Genomic DNA, 13,585 nt, shown 5'->3' on the forward strand with positions numbered 1-13,585 from the left:
GAAGCCGCCGACCGCGCATCGCGGTCGGCGGCTTCGGCGTCCCCTCCTGTTCACGTCGGGCCCTTAGGCTCTGCCCGTGAACGAACCTCGCACCCTGCGGTGCCGCGCCGCCGTCGGCCGGAAGCTCCTGGCCGTGGTCCTGCTCGGCTACTTCTCGGTCGCCGTGCCGGTCTACCTGGTCATGGCGGGCAACGACGAAGGCGTCGTCGAGACCCTGCTGGGCGGCTGCCTGTACGTCGTGATCGTCGCGGCCGCCGTCGGCAACGCGTTCGGCCTGCGCTGCAGGATGATCCTCGACGCCGAGGGCGTCACCTTCGTCCAGAGCGCGGGCGAGATCCGGGTGGCCTGGAACGACATCACAGCGATCGAGGTCGGCGGCGACGCCCACACCTGGGAGGTCGAGATCCGAACGGCCACAGGCAGCCACCGCCCCAGCGCCCTGAAATGCCTCCGCTGGTTCGGCCACCCCAGGTCGCTTCGCGAGGCGGTCGAGACCCTCGAGCGGTACCGCCTCGCGGCTGGTGAGGCGTAGCGCGCTCGTACTCGATTCGCAGCCCGCAAGGCGGTCGGGGTCCTCGCTACGGCTCCTTCGGCTGGAACGACACGGCGCTCCCGCCTACGGCCCCGACCCGAACGGGCGGGCCTGCGGCGTCGCCGCTGACGGTCAGGCCGGTCGGATGCGGCGCACCAGCTCCGGCGGCAGCGGGTAGCGGCGCTCGGGCGGCAGCAGTCGTTGGGCCTTCGCGGCCCCGCCCTTCTGGATCTGGTCGGCGGCCTTGCGGACCTGCGGTGTCAGGTCGGTCAGCTCGACGACCCACTCCTCGACGAACGTGCGGATGAGGTGGCGGCCGATGCCGACCTGGATGCTGTAGTGGTTGAGCGCGGCCCCGCGCGCCGACCGCTCGGGGTCCCACTGGACGTGCACTGCGGCCTTCGCGAGCGCGGCCGGGTCGCCGGTGGTGAGCGCGCTGTTCGCGATCGCCTCCTCCCAGCCGTCGCGGGTCATGCGGACAGCGAGGATCCGCTCCTGCCCGGACTTGCGGGCCCAGTTGCTGCGGTGCATGAGCCACAGGAACGACGGCTTGATCCACGTCATCCGGTTGAACGAGAACGGCGCGGTGAACCGCCCGGCCCGCAGCGCGGCGTCGGCGATCGCGGGCGAGTACGCCTGGTAGACGACGATGGTGCGGGCGTCGAAGTCGGCGCGGATGTCGTACTGGGAGTCCATGCCCCGCAGCGTGTCACCGCCGTCGCCGCGAAGGCAATCCTTTTAGGCGAGTGCGCGTTCGAGCAGCGCGGCCGCGCCGGGGTCGTGGGCGGCGAGGACCGTGAGGCCGGGGAGGCGTTCGCGCAGGGCGTTGACATCGGCTGCGGCCCTGGCCATCTGGCGCTTGTCGCCGATCCCGGGCAGCTTCCCGGCGGCGAGCAGGTCGGCGTCGTAGGTGAGGTCGCCGACCATGAGCAGCGGCCGTCCCGGGCCGCGCACGAGCATCGACAGCGAACCGGGCGTGTGCCCGGGAGTCGGCAGCAGCGTCAGCGCGCCGTCCCCGAAGAGGTCGAAGCCGGTGGTGAACGGCTCCAGTTCGGGGTCGTCGAGGGGTGTGAAGTCGACCGGATGCCATTGCAGCCCAGGCAGGTCGATGTGGCGCGGCAGCAGCCCGCGCGTCTCGGGCAGCGGCCGGTCGATGGATTCCAGCTCTGCGCGGCTGATGAGGATCTCGGCATGGCCGAGCTCCCGCAGGCCGCCGATGTGGTCGTGGTGCAGGTGGGAGATGACGGCCTTGTCGATGTCCGCGACCTGGTAGCCCAGTCTCGCCAGCTGGCCCGGCAGCGTCTCGTCCTCGCCGATGTCGGACCGGGCGATCCGCGAGTAGATCAGTCCGGACGGGCCGGACGGGAAGTACCCGGGATCGGTGACCGCGCCCCGGTCCTGCCCGGTGTCGAACAGCACCAGGCCGTCCCGGTGCTCGACGACGAAGACGTTCACCGGCCGGGGCGCCGTCCACCGCGTCGACGTGAACAGCCAGAAGTAGCTGTTCTTCCATGTCGGCCCGACATGCTCGGGATGAATCGAGACCGACCCGGTGCTGAGGACCGAGACGCGGCGGACGGGATGCTGCGGGTTCATGGCGCTCCATGCGAAAGGGGTTGCCCCGCAGCCTACTCAGCGTGGCCGGTTCACCCCGCCGGGTTCACCGACTGGGACCGGTACCCGCCTGCGGCCACCGCTGCCGCGATGCCGCCCTGGACCGGCCGAGGCTCGGTCGGCAGGAGCGCGACGAGGTCCGTGCGCGCCGCCTCGGACCATCCGGCCTTGATGTTCGCGAAGATCGAGAGCGTGTGAGTGACCTGGTAGGGCAGGAGTCCGCTTCCTTGCAGGCCTTCCCTGGCGTCGGTGATGGAGACGTCCCGGTACTCGACTTCGCGGCCGAGCGCCTCGGTGAGGGCTTCCGCGATCGCCTTGCCGCCGATCGCTTCGGGGCCTTCGAGCTCGTAGGTCTTGCCTGCGTGGCGGCTCCGGCCGCCCGCCGCCAGGTCGCGGTCCGACTCGGCCGCGACGCGGACCGCGACGTCCGCCAGGTCCTCCTTGGCGACCACCGAGATCCGTCCGTCGCCGAACGGGGCGGCGAACACGCCGGTCTCGGCGGCGGACGCCGCACCGGCGACGGCCAGGCCGACCGGGACCTCCGCGTAGAGGCCGTTGCGCAGGATCGTGACATCGAAGGGGCCCTTGGCAAGGCGGTCCTCGGTCCAGCGGTGGGGCAGCGCGATGGTCATGCGCTCGCCGGAGGCCGCGAGGCTCGTGTAGATCACGTGCTTCACGCCTGCGGCGGCCGCGGCGTCGGCCGCGGCCCCGTGGCGCGCAAGCACGATGTCGTCCTCGGCGTACCCGGCGGAGATGAGAACCAGGACGTCGACGCCCTTGAAGCCCTCCGCGAGGGACGCGGGGTCGTCGAAGTCGATGCGGCGCGCAGTGACGCCGTCGCCTTGGCGCGTGCCCGGCACGACCTCGACGTCGTCCACGGCTTTCAGTCCGTCGAGCACGAGGCCGCCGAGTCCGCCCGATACGCCGGTCACGAGAATCATGGTGAGGGTTCCTTGCCTTGTAGGGTTCCGAGTGCGGTCCGATTATCGGCACGCGAACGCGGAATCCGAAAGGAGGCACTTCGGTGTCTGCCACGAACACGGCGGTAAGCGCCCAGGCTAAGAACCCTGCCGCTCTGGGGCCCTGTGGCGATGACGACTGCGGGATCCGGGACGTGCTCGACCGCTTGGGCGACAGGTGGACCGTCCTCGTCGTCGTCGAGCTCGCGAAGGGCGTGCGCCGCTTCCGCGAGCTCGAGCGGGCGATCCCCGGGATCTCGCAGCGGATGCTGACGCTGACCACGAAGCGCCTCTGGCGCGACGGCCTCGTCGAGCGGACTGTCCACCCGACGATCCCGCCGCAGGTCGACTACCGGCTCACGCCCATGGGCCGCAGCCTCGCCGGAATGATCACCGGCCTCGCCGACTGGTCCCGCGACCACAAGTCCGAGATCGCGGCAGCCCGCGAGTCCTGGGACGCCGACCACGAATCGCCGGAGCGCGCCTGATCAGCGGCCTTCAGAACCCCATTGGGGGCCGGAGTGATTCCAGAGGCCGCCTTGAGGAAGCTCCTCGACGACCGGAACGCCCTTGCCGCTGGCGTTGACGAGCTTCGCGATGCGATGACTGCTGGTCACGCCTGCGCTGATAGACCATGACCGCAAGCGCGGCTTCACCTTCGAGTGCGGCGTGGCCCGGTACGGGCGGACCGGTGGGAACAGGCCATAGTTGTCGTACGTGAAGTCGTCTGCCGTGCTGATGGCGACCATCGTGGTCCGCTCGCCACCGGTCATGTTGTGCCAGATGACCACGCCGTTCGCGTCCTCCCACCGCACGAAGATCCGGCTGCTGCCAACGCCCGAGCGCAGCGTGATGCCGTCCGCGTCTGTCTCGATCACGGGAATGCCGCAGATGATCCTCAAGTGCATCGCCACCGCGAGGACCCCGATCGTGACTCCCATGAAGACCACGGCAGCAGGGGCGTTTCCGAGGATGGTGAGGACAGGGGCCGCCAGGAACAGCGCCGAGGCCACGAAGGCGAAGATGCCTGGATTGAACAGGATCCGGCCGTATTCCGGTTCCTGGACAGGGGGTGCGCCAGGACCTTCGGGGGGCGGGAGGGGCATGTGCCGATCCTATTGGAGCGGCCGCCACTCCGCGGGACACGCGATCGGGCGACCCTTGGCCAAGGGGTCGGCCAAGGGTCGCCCGCCGCCGCAGCACGCCTGAGCGATCCGGCCTCGGACCAACCAAGGCCTCGTCACTTCGGCAGGCGACGCAGTCGCTGTCGCTGTCGCAGATCGATCTCGCTCGGGTTCAAGCGGGCAGCGACGAAGAGGTAGCGACCGGGCGAGGCCGGACGGTGGCCTCGGGCCGGTTTGTGGGCGGGGCGCGACACTCCCGACCGCGTGGGTCGGTGCTCTTCTGTTCCCTTGCGGCGCAGTGATTCCTGGGCGGAACGTGAGTTGTTTGCACACGTGTGGGTGATGACAGTCCGGGGCTGTTCGGGGGACAATTGAGGTACGTACAGGGACAAGGAATTCGTACAGGTGACGGGGTAGGTGCAAGCAGACTAAGCCAAGCCTCTGGCCGATCCGACAAACCGACTTGTTCCGAGGCTGCGACCCGGTAAGCGAGGGTTCTCCCCCAGTTGGGGGCGCTGATCTCATCCCCGTGCTATCGGACCGCAGCTGTCCGGCTCTCGACGGGCCGTGACTGGGTGGACGGTTTCCTGGAAGGGATCACCCCGCCAGTAGGCGTTGCCTCACTCGGAGGCATTCGCGAGTCAAGCAAGACCCGCCAGCGTTGGCGGCGATACCCGACCAGGCAATAGAGGACCTGGCCGGGCAGCAACCGACGTTCATGGCGACACCACCGCCAGCGCAAACTGCGGTGCCCGGCCGGGTGATCAAGGACCCTGCCACCGGCAACGCACGCTGCGGATGGCCCGCAAGATCGCTACGCCGTGGGGAGGAAGACGCGCATTGTCACGCTGCCTCGCTGGGCCCAGCGGTGATACGGGATGAGCCGGAGTTCTGTCGGTTCGACAGAGGAGTTCATCCGCCGCAACGTCGACCGGTACGGGAGACCAGGGTTCGGGGAGGCAGGTGCGGGGGCCGAGGATGCTCGGACCACCGCTCCATCTGACTCGAAGCGGGGCGGGTGTGCGGGGTCGACGCGGAGGGTTTCGATCGCGTGTCCTTCGGGGAGGTCGGTCGATTCGGCGCACAGGACAAGTGGGCCGCGTTCGACTGCGACGCAAGCCCTTACGGCGTCGATGCGCTCGTCGGGCCAGGTGAACCGGGGCTCCACAGGGAGGCTGAGTTCGATGACTCGGCCGACCTTCAACGGGTCTCGGACCTCGGCCCAGCCGGGTTCGACCGCGTAGGCCGCCGACTCGTTGGCGAGGCTCGCGCCTTCGGCCCAGTGCGGGATGCGGAGGCGGAGTTCGACGGGAGTGCCGGGAGCTTCCAGGACTTCGATGCGGATGGTTCCGTCGTGCGGGTACTCGGTGGTGATGCGCAGGGCCAAGGTTCCGTCGCCCGTCTCGATCCGCATGTCGCCGTTGGCGTACTGGAGCAGCGAGATCCGGTGGCCTTCGACGGAGGCGGCGTAGGCCTGCCAGCTCGCGAGAGTGCGGGCGAGGTTGGTCGGGCAGCAGGAGACGTCGAACCAGGGGGCGCGGACCCCGCCTTCGGCGCGGGGGTTGACCTCGTTGGGGCGGACATCCGCTGCGGCGCTGCGCTGGTGGAGCGGGTTGGCGTAGAAGAAGGCCTTCCCGTCCTCAGCCGGGGACGCGGCGATGACGTTGTAGAAGGTGCGTTCCATGAGGTCGGCGTAGCGCACTTCGCCCGTCGCGAGGTAGAGCCGCCACGAGACCATGTTCGAGGCGATGCCCGCACAGGTCTCACAGTAGGCGCGGTCCGGCGGGAGCTCCCAGTCCTCGCCGAAGCCCTCGTCCTGGTGGCGCGAGCCCATGCCGCCGGTGAGGTAGGTACGCCGCTCGACGCTTCGCTTCCATTGGTGCTCAACGGCCTTGAGCAGATCGGAGTCGTCAGTGTCGATCGCGACGTCGACCGCTCCGGCGGCCAGGTAGAGCGCCCGCACCGCGTGCCCGCGCCAGGCGTCGGCTTCGCGGACCGGAATGTCGTCCTGGAAATAGGAGGAGTCGAGCAGCGTGACGGGCTTCAACGTACCCCGCCCGCGCCGTTCGATGAAGAGCCGCGCCTGCTCGGTGTAGCGGGGTTCGCCCAGCGCGCGGCCCAGTTCGGCCAGGCCGACCTCGATCTCGGGGTGTCCGCAGATGCCGTCCCGCCCATCGGCGCCGAAGGTGCGGCAGACTTCGTCCGCCGCACGCCTCGCCACCTCGACCAGCTTGTCCTCGCCGACCGTCCGGACCCGCGCGACGGCGGCCTGCAGGAGGTGCCCGGTGCAGTACAGCTCGTGCCCGGACGACAGGTCGCTGTACCGTTCCGCCTGCCCTGCATGGCCGTAGCAGGTGTTGAGGTAGCCGTCGTCGTCCTGCGCGGCGGCCACGCGTTCGGTCAGCGCCGTGAAGACCTCATCGGCCCAGCTCGAACCCGTCCGCCCGTGCTCCCAGGCCAGGGCCTCCATGAGCTTGTAGATCTCCGAGTCGGAGAACTGCCAGCCGGGCCGCTCGCCGCCCGTGCCGCCCTGCGCGACGCGGTCGAAGTTCGCGATCCAGCCGAGGCGCTCCATCCACTCCAGACAGTGCTGGAGCGTGGCGGCGGTGTTGACGGCCTGGAGGCCGCCCCAGAATCCGCCGTCGAGCCGGAACTCGCCGAGGCCGAGCCCCCGCAGGCCGCCGGGCGGGTCGACGGGGACGATGTCTTCTCGCACTGGTTCAGTCCTTCACGGCCCCGGCGGTCACGCCGGCGGCCACATATCGTTGGGCGACGACCAGGAGGATCGCCGCGGGGAGCGACGCGACGACGGCGGTGGCCATGATCGCGTTCCACTGTGTCGTGTTGTTGCCGATGTACTGGTAGATCCCGAGGGTGATCGGCACGTACTCGCTGGAGCGGCTGAGGGTCGAGGCGAAGATGAAGTCCGACCACGCCCACAGGAACGCGAAGAGCGACACGGTGAGCGTCGAGTTGCGGCTCACCGGCAGCACGATCTTGGTGAACGTGCCCCAGGCCCCGGCCCCGTCGACGCGGGCGGCCTGGATGAGCTCCTTGGGGATGCCCGCCATGAACGTCGTGTAGAGCAGCACTCCGAAGGGGACGGCGATGGTCGAGTCGGCGATGATGAGGCCCCACACCGTGTTCAGCATCCCCAGCCGCACATAGATCGCGTAGAACCCCATGGCCATGACGACCGCGGGGATCATCTGCGCGACCAGCAGCAGGAAGTTGAGCGCCTTCCCGCCGCGCAGGTTGAGGATCGCGAGCGCGTACCCGGCCGGTGCGGCGATGACGACGGTGAGCAGGACGCAGCCCAGGCCGATGCCCAGGCTCGTGCCGAGCGCCGGGAGCTGCTGCCCCAGTGCGGACTCGAACCCCTCGAACGTCGGGTGGACGGGGAACCAGTTGGTCTGGCGCAGTTCGTTCGTCGGCGTGAGCGAGACGTTCACCATCCAGTAGACGGGGAACAGCATGATCGCGGTGAAGACGACCCCGAGGCCGGTCTTCCACCAGGTCCTGGAGGCGGTCATCGGCGTTCTCCGTTCCGCTGGATGCGCAGGTGGACGAAGCCGAAGACGAGCGCGATGACGATGAGCAGGTTGCCGATCGCGGCGGCGGGCGAGAAGTCGGGCTGCCCGGTGCCGAACGCTTCGCGGTACGACCACACGGCGAGGGTGAGCGAGGAGTCGCCGGGCCCGCCGGTGGTCATGATCCAGATGACGTCGACGACTTTGAGCGTGTAGATGAAGCCGAGGAGCAGCGTGATCGCGGAGACGGGGCGCAGGAGCGGCAGCGTGATGTGCCAGAACTGCTCACGCGCGTTCGCGCCGTCCAGGGACGCGGCCTCGTAGGTCTCCGGCGGGATCTGCTGGAGTCCTGAGTAGAGGATGACGAGGTTGAACGGGATGCCGAGCCAGATGTTGGCGATGATGACGGCGGTGAGCGCGGTGTCGGGCGAAGTGAGCCAGTTGACCTGCTCGCCGCCGAACGCCTCGATCACGGAGTTGACGATCCCGTTCTCGCTGTTGAGCATCCACGCCCAAGTGGACGAGGAGACGATGAGCGGCAGGAGCCACGGCACGAGGAACAGCGCGCGCAGGACGCCCGACAGCCGGAAGTGGTTGCGGAAGAACACCGCCAGTGCGAGCCCGATCGCGTACTGGAACGCGATGGAGACGACGGTGAACAGCGCCGTGTTGAGCACGGCGGTGCCGAAGGACGCCGACCCAAAGACCTCCGCGTACTTGCTGAGGCCCGCGAATTCGGGGTCGCCCTGGACGAAGGCGCGCACGGTGTAGTCGTGGACGCTGAGCTCGATGTTGCGCCACAGCGGGTACGCGTAGAAGACGAGCAGGTAGGCGAGGAGCGGCGCGGCGAATCCGATTGCGGTCCAACGCGACGCGCCGTTGCGGCGGCGGGCGCCCGGGCCGGGTGCGGCGGGCCCTGGGCCCGCCGCACCGGTGCCGGACGCACGGCCGGTCTGGGTGACCGAGGTCGTGGTCATGGCGACTCCGTCTTATTCGGTGGCCGCGGCGGCGTCAGTCTGCGCCTGGGCCAGGGCGTCGGCCGGGGTGGCCGAGCCGGAGAGGGCGTTCTGGACGGCGGTCCAGAGCGCTTCGGAGATCATCGGGTAGTCGGTGCCGAGGTTGTCGCTGGTGCGGCCCTTGGCGCCGCGCACGGCGTCGACCCAGGGCTGCAGCTCGGGCTGGGCCTCCAGCAGCGCGGTCTGGCCGTCGGCCGTGGGCGGGATGTAGTAGGCGAAGGTCGTGGCGGTCTCGACGAAGCCCTCGGGGGTGGTCATGCACTCCACGATCTGGCGGGTGGTGTCGTACCGCTCGGTGTCGGCCTGGACGGGGGCGACGATGAACTCGCCGCCGGTGGGTGCGGGCGCGGTGCCGCCGTTCTGGGCGGGCAGCGGGACGACGCCGGTGGCGAATCCGGCCTCGGCGGCGCTGTTGACCTGCCAGGTGCCGTTGACGGCGAAGCCGTACTCGCCGGTGAGGAACTCCTCCCAGGTGGTGTTCTGGGAGTTGGTGATCACCGAGTCGGGCGCGTAGCCCGCGTCGAGCCAGCCGGTCCACAGTTCGAGGGCGGCGACGGCTTCGGGCGAGTCGAGCTGCTTGAGGTCGGCTCCGGCGCCCCAGAACCAGGGCAGGAACTGGAAGGAGCCTTCTTCGGTGCCGATGCCGGCGAAGGTGATGCCCTTGGCGCCGTTACCGGTAACTTTCGCAAGCGCGTCGGTGAGCGTGGCCCAGTCGGTGACCGAGGCCGGGTCGACTCCGGCGGCGGTGAGCACGTCGGCGTTGTAGTAGAGCGCGAGCGTGTTGGCGCCCACGGGGATGCCATAGGTCTTGTCGTCGACGACGCCCGCGGCGAGCAGGTTCTCGTCGACGCCCGACACGTCGAGGCCGAGTTCGTCCACTGTGGTCAGCATGCCGGTGTCGGCGAGCGTCGAGACGGCCGGGTTGTCGAGCAGGATGACGTCCGGGCTGGTGCCCTCCTGCGCCGACAGGAGCGCCTGGTTGGTGAGGGCGGTGGTGTCGAACGGCGTGCGCTCGATGGTCACCCCGGCGGCGTCGCCGCAGGCGGCGACGCGCTTGGCCCAGTCGGAGTCCTCGGCGTGCTGGGGGTACGGGTCCCACCACGTGAAGGTCTCGGCGTCCTGGTCGGTGGTGCCGCCGGACGAGCAGGCGGTGGCGAACGCCAGCGCGGCGCAGGCGACGCCTGCGGCGGCGGCCTTGAAGAGGGGCTTGCGGGCTTGCATTTCTGGTTCCTCCTTGAACGGGAATTGCGGTGAGGGATGGGACTTACTGCCGGGACGCCGCAGGGGCGGCGGTTGAGCCCCTGTCGACGAGTTCTGGGTTGACGAACCGCACGACGTACGGGTCGCCGTCGGGCACCTGCCCTTCGATGCGGCGCACGAGCTGGCGGACGGCCATGCGGCCCAACCGGTCCGGGGCGCTCTCGATCGACGAGTAGGGCAGGGAGAAGGTGCGCGCGAACTCGTCGGAGTAGCGGCCGATGACCGAGAGGTCGTGCGGCGTCTCGAGGTCGCGGGAGCGCAGGACGGTGGGGAGCGCGGCGGCGGCGGCCTCGTTGTTGAGGAGGAGGCCGGTGGCGCCGGGGTGGGCGTCGAGGAGGGCGCCCAGGTCGCGGCCGATGTCGGGCTGGGTGGCGGCGCCGAACACGGTGTGGAGGGTGACGCCCTTGGCTTTCGCGGCTTGGACGGCGGCGTTCTGGAGGCGCCAGACGTAGGCGCCGCCGCGTTCGACGACGTGCTCGGGCTGGGAGACGAGGATGATCTCGCGGTGGCCGAGGCGGGCGAGGTGTTCGACCATGGCGCGGCCGGCCTCTTCGAAGTCGAGGTCGAAGACGTCGACGCCGGTGCAGTCGCGCGGGAGGCCGACGAGCGCGCCGGGCTGGGCGGCGGCGCGGAGCACGGGCAGGCGGTCGTCGTCTTCGGCGACGTTGAGGAGGACGACGCCGTCGACCATGCGGGAGTCGGTGATGCGCTTGAGCGCGCTGCGGCCGTCCGCCTCGGAGCAGAGCAGGATGTCGTAGCCGAGGTCGCGGGCGGTGTCGGTGACGCCCTGGAGGTACTGGAGCATCGCGGGCGCGAACTCGTCGGGGAGGAACTGGGCGAGGAGCCCGATGACGTTGGAGCGGGAGGTCGCGAGGGCCCGGGCTCCGGCGTTGGGGGTGTAGCCGAGTTCCGCGGCGGCCTGGCGGACCCGCATCCGCACTTCGTCGGAGACGGCGCGCTTGCCGGTCATCGCGTACGACGCGGTCGAGCGGGCCACGCCCGCGGCGCGGGCGACGTCGCCGATGTTGACCATGTGCTGCCTCCTCCGAGCCCGACGCGAATCGTCGAACCGGTTCGGAGCATAACCCCGTGACGCGGCGGACGCAAGTGAGACCTGAGGACGTTTCCCGTGTATATCCCTTCGTTATATCGAAGATCTTGCATCGAACGGGGTTCGAAACTAGCGTCAGACCTCCATCGACGTGTCGAACCGGTTCGACCTTTCGACTAGGAGCACTCATGCAATCCACCCTCAGGAAAGCGGCGACGCGGGCGGGCGTCATCGCCTTCGCGCTCGGCGCCGTCATAGCCGGGAGCGCGGTCCCGTCCCAGGCCGCGGGGCTCACGCTCACGGTGAACGTCGCCGACGTCGTGCGCCCGGCCACGCAGGTCGCCTCGGGCGGCCTCTACGGCGTCGGCTCGGACTCGCAGCCGACCACCGCGATGCTGCTGCCGCTCAACCCGACCAGCTTCACGCAGCCCGCGCCGGGCACGACCCACCTGGGCAACGGCGCGACCGAGCCGTGCTGCGACTCGCTCGACGTGGGCGACAACCTCGTGCGGGCGGGCGCGCAGCAGTTCATCCGCATGCCCGACATCTACCCGACGTTCCCGTACGACTGGCAGGGCTGGGGCGACTGGGAGTCGAAGGTCCGCACCATGGTCAACGCGCGGCTCGCCGAGACCGACATGACGAACATCCGCGGCTGGGAGCTGTGGAACGAGCCGGACTGGACCTGGCAGACCTCGGAGGCGGGGTCGTGGAACGAGGGCTGGGCGCGCACGTACAAGCTCGTCGACTCGATCGACCCGGTGACGCCGATCGTCGGCCCGAGCGACTCGTACTACAGCCACGACCGGATGGTCTCGTTCCTCACGCACGCCAAGGCCACCAACACGGTCCCCGACGTCATCGTGTGGCACGAGCTGACGGACATGGACTGGAACAACTTCGACGACCACGTCGCCGACTACCGCGCTATCGAGGACTCCCTGGGCATCTCGGACCGCCCGATCGCGATCAACGAGTACAACAGCTTCAACCAGATGGACATCCCGTCGGTCGCGCTGCACTGGATGGCGGTGCTGGAGCGGCACGGCGCCCGCGAGGCGCACCGGGCGTACTGGTTCGAGGCCGGGACGTTCGACGGGCTGTTCACGCTGCAGAACCAGCCGACCGCCTCGTACTGGCTGTACCGCTGGTACGGCGCGATGACGGGCAACATCGTGGAGACCACGCCGCAGTCCTGGCTCGACGGCGTCGCCTCGTACGACTCGACCCGCAAGATCGTGAACACGGTCTTCGGCGGCGACTACGGCAACAACACGGTGCGCGTCGAGGGACTCAGCGGCTTCGGTTCGCAGGTGCAGGTCCAGCTCCTGTCGACCCCCGGCTCCGGCAGGCACACGGCCGTGACCGCGCCGACGACGATCTCGACCACGACGATGACGGTGTCGAACGGCGCGATCTCGGTGCCGGTCAACAACATGGACGCCGAGGCGGCGTACCAGCTCGTCGTCACGCCTGTGGGCGGCCCGACCACGTCCTGGCAGCAGGTGTACGAGGCGGAGAACCAGACCGTGGTCAACGCCAACACGTTCGGGTCGGGGAACGCCTCGAACGGTTACTACGTGGGCCAGATCGACGGCTCGGCCGACATGCGCTCACAGTCCTTCGTAGACTTCACGGTGAACGTGCCGACCGCCCGCTCGTACACGATGACCATCCGCTACGCCAACGGAACGGGCGCGAACTCGACGCACGGCCTCGCCTACAACGGCAGCGCCTGGTCCACAGTGACCTATCCGCCGACGGCGGGCTGGGCGCAGTTCGGCACGGTGAACGTCACCGTCAATCTGAAGGCTGGCTACAACGTGATCCGCCTGGCCAAGGGCTCCCCGTACTTCTCGGGCGGCACGGGTTACGCCGAACTCGACAACATCAAGCTGACCTAAAGGCGCACACACGAAGCCGGGCCGCGTCTGCGACGCGGCCCGGCTGCTCGCGTGGACCTCGGTTGGTAGGGTCGTCGGCAAAACTCCTCCGAGCAGGAAAGCGGGACGGCATGGCGCTGATGGCGATATCTGCGCCCGTCGGCATCCCGGTCGGGTTGCTCTTCATCGTGTTTCCCGCGGTCGCAGCGTGCGTCTTCACCGCCCGCTTCGTGAAACGGCGGCGCACTTGGACGCACGTCACCGGGACCGTGACGAGTGTGAAGACGGTGCGGACCAGCAACGACACGACCACCACCGTCCGGTACCGCTTCACTGACGCGACGGGCGAGCAGCGCAGCGGCACCGAAACCACCCTTCGCACGCCGCGGGAAGGCAAGAAGGTCGGGGTCATGTACAACCCCGCCGATCCGAACGACAACGAACTGTCCTCGGTCGCCTTCCTCGTGCTCGTACTGCCGTTCATGATGGGCATGATCGGCTTCGGCGTCTTCATGTTCCTGTCGGGGCTGGCCGACCTGTCCGGGCAGACCCTGTAGCGCCCCTGCTCACTCGCGACCATGTCGCCTGGTCCTGCCGTTCGAACACCGACCTGCGT

At 69.3% G+C, this 13,585-nt stretch carries 13 protein-coding genes; 4 read left to right on the forward strand and 9 right to left on the reverse strand.

All coding sequences use genetic code 11. The annotated features are described in order from the left end of the window. Positions 1-76: 76 nt before the first annotated feature. Complete coding sequence (locus ACGGCP_RS25320) at positions 77-532, forward strand: hypothetical protein (protein ID WP_392970937.1); 456 nt, start codon at positions 77-79, stop codon at positions 530-532. Between the two features lie 132 nt (positions 533-664). Here the strand turns inward: ACGGCP_RS25320 and ACGGCP_RS25325 are convergent, their stop codons facing one another. The 3 genes from ACGGCP_RS25325 to ACGGCP_RS25335 are packed head-to-tail and all read right to left on the reverse strand — an operon-like array spanning position 665 to position 3,087. Continuing rightward, positions 665-1,228 carry a DUF4291 domain-containing protein gene (locus tag ACGGCP_RS25325; protein WP_392970940.1) on the reverse strand — a complete coding sequence of 188 codons (564 nt, stop codon included), beginning with the start codon at positions 1,226-1,228 and terminating at the stop codon, positions 665-667. A 42-nt stretch (positions 1,229-1,270) separates the two neighbouring features. Beyond that, entirely contained in the window at positions 1,271-2,128 is an 858-nt protein-coding gene (locus tag ACGGCP_RS25330; RefSeq protein ID WP_392970943.1) for an N-acyl homoserine lactonase family protein, read from the reverse strand. 50 nt (positions 2,129-2,178) lie between these two features. After that, complete coding sequence (locus ACGGCP_RS25335) at positions 2,179-3,087, reverse strand: NmrA family NAD(P)-binding protein (RefSeq protein ID WP_392970946.1); 909 nt, start codon at positions 3,085-3,087, stop codon at positions 2,179-2,181. An 83-nt stretch (positions 3,088-3,170) separates the two neighbouring features. Here ACGGCP_RS25335 and ACGGCP_RS25340 point away from each other — a divergent pair, with 83 nt between their 5' ends. Continuing rightward, the gene (locus ACGGCP_RS25340) at positions 3,171-3,593 is read left to right on the forward strand and encodes a winged helix-turn-helix transcriptional regulator (RefSeq protein WP_392970949.1); all 423 of its coding nucleotides are present in this window, start codon (positions 3,171-3,173) and stop codon (positions 3,591-3,593) included. On the opposite strand, the gene ACGGCP_RS25345 is transcribed toward ACGGCP_RS25340, so the two are convergent. From ACGGCP_RS25345 to ACGGCP_RS25370, 6 genes are all read right to left on the reverse strand, one after another. Continuing rightward, on the reverse strand, positions 3,594-4,211 hold the full coding sequence (locus tag ACGGCP_RS25345) for a hypothetical protein (RefSeq protein ID WP_392970952.1): 618 nt from the start codon (positions 4,209-4,211) through the stop codon (positions 3,594-3,596). Positions 4,212-5,043: 832 nt separating this feature from the next. Beyond that, positions 5,044-6,945 (reverse strand): glycoside hydrolase family 127 protein, encoded by a 1,902-nt coding sequence (locus ACGGCP_RS25350; protein ID WP_392970955.1) that lies wholly within the window; start codon positions 6,943-6,945, stop codon positions 5,044-5,046. A 4-nt stretch (positions 6,946-6,949) separates the two neighbouring features. Further along, on the reverse strand, positions 6,950-7,762 hold the full coding sequence (locus ACGGCP_RS25355) for a carbohydrate ABC transporter permease (RefSeq protein WP_392970958.1): 813 nt from the start codon (positions 7,760-7,762) through the stop codon (positions 6,950-6,952). Further along, entirely contained in the window at positions 7,759-8,736 is a 978-nt protein-coding gene (locus ACGGCP_RS25360) for a carbohydrate ABC transporter permease (protein WP_392970961.1), read from the reverse strand. Before ACGGCP_RS25360 ends, ACGGCP_RS25355 begins: the two co-directional genes overlap by 4 nt. Positions 8,737-8,748: 12 nt before the next feature. Beyond that, positions 8,749-9,996 (reverse strand): extracellular solute-binding protein, encoded by a 1,248-nt coding sequence (locus ACGGCP_RS25365; protein ID WP_392970964.1) that lies wholly within the window; start codon positions 9,994-9,996, stop codon positions 8,749-8,751. Positions 9,997-10,039: 43 nt separating this feature from the next. Then, the gene (locus ACGGCP_RS25370; RefSeq protein WP_392970967.1) at positions 10,040-11,068 is read right to left on the reverse strand and encodes a LacI family DNA-binding transcriptional regulator; all 1,029 of its coding nucleotides are present in this window, start codon (positions 11,066-11,068) and stop codon (positions 10,040-10,042) included. Positions 11,069-11,274: 206 nt separating this feature from the next. On the opposite strand from ACGGCP_RS25370, the gene ACGGCP_RS25375 reads away from it, so the two are divergent. Further along, positions 11,275-12,990 (forward strand): carbohydrate-binding protein, encoded by a 1,716-nt coding sequence (locus tag ACGGCP_RS25375; protein ID WP_392970970.1) that lies wholly within the window; start codon positions 11,275-11,277, stop codon positions 12,988-12,990. A gap of 119 nt (positions 12,991-13,109) precedes the next feature. Next, positions 13,110-13,526: a DUF3592 domain-containing protein gene (locus ACGGCP_RS25380; RefSeq protein WP_392970973.1), complete on the forward strand. Its 417-nt coding sequence runs from the start codon at positions 13,110-13,112 to the stop codon at positions 13,524-13,526. Positions 13,527-13,585: the final 59 nt, after the last annotated feature.

It is taken from the genome of Glycomyces sp. NPDC048151 (assembly GCF_043202775.1).
Taxonomy (GTDB): Bacteria; Actinomycetota; Actinomycetes; order Mycobacteriales; family Micromonosporaceae; genus Glycomyces.

Coding starts and splice junctions, on each gene's coding strand:
- ACGGCP_RS25365 (WP_392970964.1), bottom strand. CDS start 9,996: ATGCAAGCCCGCAAGCCCCTCTTCAAGGCCGCCGCCGCAGGCGTCGCC.
- ACGGCP_RS25325 (WP_392970940.1), bottom strand. CDS start 1,228: ATGGACTCCCAGTACGACATCCGCGCCGACTTCGACGCCCGCACCATC.
- ACGGCP_RS25380 (WP_392970973.1), top strand. CDS start 13,110: ATGGCGATATCTGCGCCCGTCGGCATCCCGGTCGGGTTGCTCTTCATC.
- ACGGCP_RS25345 (WP_392970952.1), bottom strand. CDS start 4,211: ATGCCCCTCCCGCCCCCCGAAGGTCCTGGCGCACCCCCTGTCCAGGAA.
- ACGGCP_RS25370 (WP_392970967.1), bottom strand. CDS start 11,068: ATGGTCAACATCGGCGACGTCGCCCGCGCCGCGGGCGTGGCCCGCTCG.
- ACGGCP_RS25330 (WP_392970943.1), bottom strand. CDS start 2,128: ATGAACCCGCAGCATCCCGTCCGCCGCGTCTCGGTCCTCAGCACCGGG.
- ACGGCP_RS25360 (WP_392970961.1), bottom strand. CDS start 8,736: ATGACCACGACCTCGGTCACCCAGACCGGCCGTGCGTCCGGCACCGGT.
- ACGGCP_RS25355 (WP_392970958.1), bottom strand. CDS start 7,762: ATGACCGCCTCCAGGACCTGGTGGAAGACCGGCCTCGGGGTCGTCTTC.
- ACGGCP_RS25375 (WP_392970970.1), top strand. CDS start 11,275: ATGCAATCCACCCTCAGGAAAGCGGCGACGCGGGCGGGCGTCATCGCC.
- ACGGCP_RS25335 (WP_392970946.1), bottom strand. CDS start 3,087: ATGATTCTCGTGACCGGCGTATCGGGCGGACTCGGCGGCCTCGTGCTC.